Annotated in this window: 6 protein-coding genes; 1 reads left to right on the top strand and 5 read right to left on the bottom strand. The window is 62.9% G+C overall.

Annotated elements, in window-relative coordinates; all coding sequences use genetic code 11:
• From RBB46_RS23170 to RBB46_RS23190, 5 genes are all read right to left on the bottom strand, one after another.
• Positions 1–746: ABC transporter permease (locus tag RBB46_RS23170; RefSeq protein WP_306031441.1), on the bottom strand; the 746-nt coding region annotated here is incomplete at its 3' end.
• Positions 747–774: 28 nt separating this feature from the next.
• Positions 775–1302: a VOC family protein gene (locus tag RBB46_RS23175; protein WP_306031442.1), complete on the bottom strand. Its 528-nt coding sequence runs from the start codon at positions 1300–1302 to the stop codon at positions 775–777.
• A 60-nt stretch (positions 1303–1362) separates the two neighbouring features.
• Positions 1363–2358: an ABC transporter substrate-binding protein gene (locus tag RBB46_RS23180; RefSeq protein WP_306031443.1), complete on the bottom strand. Its 996-nt coding sequence runs from the start codon at positions 2356–2358 to the stop codon at positions 1363–1365.
• Positions 2359–2396: 38 nt separating this feature from the next.
• The gene (locus tag RBB46_RS23185) at positions 2397–3320 is read right to left on the bottom strand and encodes a fumarylacetoacetate hydrolase family protein (RefSeq protein ID WP_306031444.1); all 924 of its coding nucleotides are present in this window, start codon (positions 3318–3320) and stop codon (positions 2397–2399) included.
• 86 nt (positions 3321–3406) lie between these two features.
• A complete protein-coding gene (locus RBB46_RS23190; RefSeq protein ID WP_306031445.1) occupies positions 3407–4186 on the bottom strand; it encodes a glutathione S-transferase family protein in 780 nt (259 codons plus the stop codon).
• Positions 4187–4328: 142 nt separating this feature from the next.
• On the opposite strand from RBB46_RS23190, the gene RBB46_RS23195 reads away from it, so the two are divergent.
• On the top strand, positions 4329–5000 hold the full coding sequence (locus RBB46_RS23195) for a GntR family transcriptional regulator (RefSeq protein WP_306031446.1): 672 nt from the start codon (positions 4329–4331) through the stop codon (positions 4998–5000).
• Positions 5001–5139: the final 139 nt, after the last annotated feature.

Below are 5139 nucleotides of genomic sequence, written 5' to 3' on the forward strand. Positions count from 1 at the left end.
CCGCGCCACCAGACCCTGCGCCCCAGGAGTTCGACCATGAGGTAGAGCAGCGTCGAAAGGATTGAGATCACCACCAGCGCGGCGAACAGAAGATCAGAGCGCGCGGAGGCGTTGGCCGAGAGGATGACGTAGCCAAGCCCCCCTTCCGCACCGACGAATTCGCCAACGATCGCGCCGATCACGGCAAGCGGCATGGCGGTCTTGCAGGCATCGACGATCGAGGGCAGGGCCGCCGGCATCTGCAGTCGCCAGAACCGTGTCCAGCGCGACGCACCGATCGCGTCAAAGTGCTCCCGCAGATGCGAAGGCACGCTTTCCAGTCCGCCGAGCATGCCGATGACCATCGGGAAGAAGGCGAAGAGGAACGCCATCAACACCTTCGAGGTCAGGCCATAGCCGAACCAAATCACCATCAACGGCGCCAGCGCCACTTTCGGAAGGCCCTGGAAGAGGATGATCAGCGGGTAGACGGTGCGGCGTGCAAGCGGCACGGCATGAATGGCCAGGCCAAGCGCGAGCCCTCCAACAACGGCCCATACATAGCCGACAACCACTTCGTTCAAGGTGACCAGGCTGTGACGGTAGAGCTCGCCCGCGTTGGTCCACAACGCCGCCAGGACCGACGAGAGCGGGGGAAGCAGATAGGGCCTGATGCCGAACCAGCCGGGCGCCATCTCCCACAACAGCGCGAGGAGGCCGAAGAACACGATCTCCGGGAGCCGCAGCTTCGAGAACAGCTCGCTCATGCGGGAAACTCCACCAAAGCGCACCGCATCAGTTCTCCCCCCAGCCCTTGGGCGGCTCGACCAGGAACTTCTCGAACTTCCACTGATCGAAAGCGGTCACGTCGTCTTTCCAGACGCTCGGATCGTAGGGAGCCTCCTCGGTCACCTGGACCATGTCGGCATAGAACTCGACATTGTTGTTGTCGGGGTCCTTGAAGACGAGGAACAGGTTCTCGCCCGGGCCGTGCTTGCCGATGCCGCGTTCGATCTTGACGCCCATTGACTGGATATGGCGCGCGGCCGCCTCGATCTCCTCCAGAGAACCCAATTCGTAGGCGAAATGCTCGAGGCCCGGCCGGTTGACGCGATAGAGATCTTCGCGGTTCTCGGCATCGGGGGGAATCTGCACCAGAGCGAGATCGTGGTGATCCGCGCCGCAACGCAGGAAAACCAGCTTGTCCTCGATCCAGTCGGAAAGGGTCAGACCGACCACCTCGGTGTAGAATTCGAAGGACTTGCGGATATCGCGCACATGCAGCACGAGGTGCCCCATCTTGCGGGGTTGCGGTTTTGCCATCTCGATCTCCCAGGCTTGAAAGGTGCCGGCCCGCCGCGAACGGCGGGGCCGGCCGCCATCTTAGTCAGCCAATGCGTTGGTGAAGAGCTGATCCGGCTTGACCACATCCGGCTTCAGGTCGAACGCCTTGACCAGCAAAGCGTGCGTCGCCTCGATACGGCCGTCATCGAACGTCGCCTCGATTTCCCCTGAAGGCGCCAACAGCGAGGCGAGTTCCTGGACCTGCTGAAGCGTGATCTCGGGATCAAGGCTCGGATAGGCCCCGACAAGAATGTCGCGTGCCGCTTCCGGCTCCTCCATGGCGAAGGCATAGCCGCGATAGGATGCCTCCAGGAAGGCGCGCAGGGCCTCGGGCTTTTCGGCGACGCTCGCCTCGGTGGCAACGAAGCCGCTGCCATAGGCGTCGAGGCCATGGTCCGAATATTCGATCCAGCCGACCTGCTTTCCGGCGTTGCGGGCAATCTTCTGCAGCACCGCGCGATTGGAGGCGCGCCAGCATTCGGCGAGGTCGATCCTGCCCTCCAGAAGCGAGGCATCGACGACGGCCGGGTCGAGCCGCAGGAGCGAAATCCCGTCCCGCTCGCGCCCGTTCATTTCCAGCCATGCCGGAAGGATGTTGTGAACCGGGGACGCCGCGCCGCCGCCCATCTTCAAACCAAGGATGTCGTCGATCTCCCGCCGCTCTTCATCCCCGTTCTTCACGTAGCACACGCCTGCGGGCCAGACCCCGTTGATCACGCCGATCATGCGCAGACTGCCGCCGTTCTGCCGGTTGAGCGCAACATTGATCGGGTCGACATAGCCGACCGTGAACATGCCCTGATCGACCTCGTTGGCCGTCCGCGAGCCGCCATATCCGCGCGACAGGGTAACGTCGAGCCCGGCCTCCTCGAACCAGCCCTTCGCCTTCGCGATGATCGGCCCGGCGACACTGCCTTGCGGCAACCAGGCCATGTTGAAGCTGATCTCCTCACCAGCCTCCGCAGGCCTTGCCATGAATGCCGCCATTGCAACGGCAGCCGCTGTGATACGCAACGCGCGCTTTCTGTTCTGCATGATCAACCCTCCCTAGATTGTCGTTTTGCCCGGCAGGTTCACTCCACCGGATTGGTGATCTCCCCGATTTCGGCAATCGCTGCCGTCATGACGTCGCCGCGCTTGAGAAAAATGCCACGCCCCATGCCGACGCCGGTCGGCGTGCCTGTCGCGATCACGTCACCGGGCTTCAGCGTCACGATCGTCGAGAGATAGGCGATCTGTTCGTTGACCTTCCAGATCATCTCCTCGGCGGTGCCTTCCTGCATCATCCGGCCGTTGACCGACAGGCTCAGGTGGACCTTTTGCGGATCCGGTATCTGCGAAGCGGGCACCATCCACGGCCCGAAGGGCGCGAAGCTGTCATGGCACTTGCCCTGGAACCAGTCGAACTTGAACGGATAGTCGCCGCGCACATTCATGTCCCGGGCGGTGACATCATTGACGACCGTGTAGGCGGCAACATGGCTGAGCGCGTCGGCAACGGAAACATGACGCGCGCGCTTGCCGATGACGGCGGCCAGCTCAACCTCCCAGTCAAGCTGACTGGTCTCCGCGGGCATCCTGACCGGTTCGCCGGAGCCGATGACGCAGTCCTCGAGCTTGAGGAACATGTAGGGCTTGCTCTCCGCCTTGGCGGCCAGCACCGTTCCCATCTCGTCCGCATGATCGACGAAATTCGAGGCGGCGCAGAAGATCCGGCCCGGACGGAACGGCGCGCAAAGCCGTGCATCGCCGGCAACGGCACGCACCTTGCCGGCGGCCGCCGCCGCGCGGATGCCACCCGCGATCGCCACCCAGTCGCTGTGGTCAGCGCAGAGGTTCTCGAGGAACTGCGCCGCCTCGCCGTTTGACCAGTTTCCCTGCGGGACATGAAGCCCCGCTTCCCGCAACGCCCCGGCATCGTAGACCGCTCCTTCGCAAATCACGGCCGGAGCCTCCCGTCCGTCCGATGCATAAGTGCCGAAGGCGATGGCAGGCATGGAAATTCTCCTCACTCCGTTTCTATCTATCCAATGTGTACATAATCTAATTTTTGTATGCAATATCTTTTTTTTGTATTCCAAATTCAGGCAGCGAGAGCCTGAACCACAAGCTCCCGCGCAAGCGCGCGATCGCCAGGCGACAACCTGCCGGCCGCCTCGCCCCCTCTCGCGAGAGCGAATGACGGCCTCTCCGCCATCCGGCGCGACCAGTCCCGGGCACGAGGGTGCCGATCCCAGAGCCCTTCGAGCGACAGCATCTGCAATCGCTCGACCATCGAGGCCATGGCGATGTCGGCAAGCGTGAACGCGTCCCCGGCGAGCCAGCCCGTTCCGGCCACTTCCTCGTCGATGCGGGACATCGTGCGATCGAGGCTGCGGATGGCCGCGATGACGGCTGCCGCGTCGAAAGGTGCCGCGACCGCGGCCCTGTAGGCCGCCGCCCGCTCCGGCTGCGGGTGTCGGGAAACCCTCTCTTCCATTGCGCTTCTCGACAGGGCCGACAGCAAGGGTTTGATGTAGAGGTTGAAAGTCGGCGGCCTGATCGCCGGATGAACGACCGTGTCCTCATGATGACACCACCACCGCATCCGGGCCCGGAGGAACGCGCTCCCCGGCTGCAGCCGGGAGGAATTGAAAACCTCGTCGAGATAGGCATTGATGATCGACGATTCAGTGAGGACGCCCTCTTCGGTCTCGAGCGCCGGCACGAGCCCGTCCGGATTGATGGCAATATACGCCGACTTGAGATGGTCGAAATCGGTCAGGCTGAGAGCATGGCCGTCCCACGGGAGACCTATCTCGGCAAGGCACATGCGCACCTTGAACGACTGCAGGGAATCCCAAGCATGGTGAAGAGCGATCATCCGCAAACCTCATTTTTGCGTACAAAACACACTTAATGTCGACATTTATCACTGGAAACGCAAGGGACATGTTGCTATTGTCCCGCGGGTCGTGATTGTGTGATCGAAATCGATCGATCGCTGTCGTAACGAGCGGAACCCCATGGCGAGCAGCACACTGAGCCGGAAGATTGCCAACGTCCTGTCGGAGGAAATCCTGAAGGGCGAGCTGATGCCGGGAGACCGGCTGGACGAGCAATCGCTCGCCGACCGCTTCGAGGTTTCGCGCAGCCCCATTCGCGACGCCCTGCGCGAACTCGCCTCGACCCGGCTGATCGAGCAGCAGCCGCGACGCGGTTTCGCCGTGGCGACAGTCGACACCACAACGCTCCGGAACCTGTATGAGGCCCTGGGCGAGCTCGAGGGGCTCTGCGCCAGATATTGCGCGCTACGCGCGGACGCGGTGCAGCGCGAACATATCCGCATGCTCCATGCCCAGGGGCAGGATGCGATCCGGCAGCATGACATGAGCGCCTATGCGGAAGCCAATCACGCCCTGCACCGGGCGATCTATGACGCATGCCACAATGATGCCTTGCGAGACATCACGCTGGATGTCCGCAACCGGCTTTCCATGTTCCATGCCCGCTTCCTGTTCTCCGAAGACCGTGTCGCGCAGTCGCGCGACGAGCATGAGGAAGTCGTCGACTGCATCCTCAGGAACGATGGCAATGGTGCCAGCGAGGCCATGAAGAAACATGTGGCGAAAACGGCGCTGAACATCATATCCCACATCATGCCCGACAACCGGAAGCCGGCGACGCCAGAGGCCTGAACCGGACGCTGACGTCAGAGGACGCCCCTCCCCGGCTTTACCCGTCCTCTCGCCCCCTTGACGGCGAAGAGATCCGGGGGTCCGCCGGCAGGCGGCGCGCATTGGAAGAATCCCGCCTCCCCGCTCCCACCCCGGTCAT

The organism is Stappia sp. MMSF_3263 (genome assembly GCF_030733745.1).
Taxonomy (GTDB): domain Bacteria; phylum Pseudomonadota; class Alphaproteobacteria; order Rhizobiales; family Stappiaceae; genus Stappia.

Coding starts and splice junctions, on each gene's coding strand:
- RBB46_RS23175 (WP_306031442.1), bottom strand. CDS start 1,302: ATGGCAAAACCGCAACCCCGCAAGATGGGGCACCTCGTGCTGCATGTG.
- RBB46_RS23180 (WP_306031443.1), bottom strand. CDS start 2,358: ATGCAGAACAGAAAGCGCGCGTTGCGTATCACAGCGGCTGCCGTTGCA.
- RBB46_RS23185 (WP_306031444.1), bottom strand. CDS start 3,320: ATGCCTGCCATCGCCTTCGGCACTTATGCATCGGACGGACGGGAGGCT.
- RBB46_RS23190 (WP_306031445.1), bottom strand. CDS start 4,186: ATGATCGCTCTTCACCATGCTTGGGATTCCCTGCAGTCGTTCAAGGTG.
- RBB46_RS23195 (WP_306031446.1), top strand. CDS start 4,329: ATGGCGAGCAGCACACTGAGCCGGAAGATTGCCAACGTCCTGTCGGAG.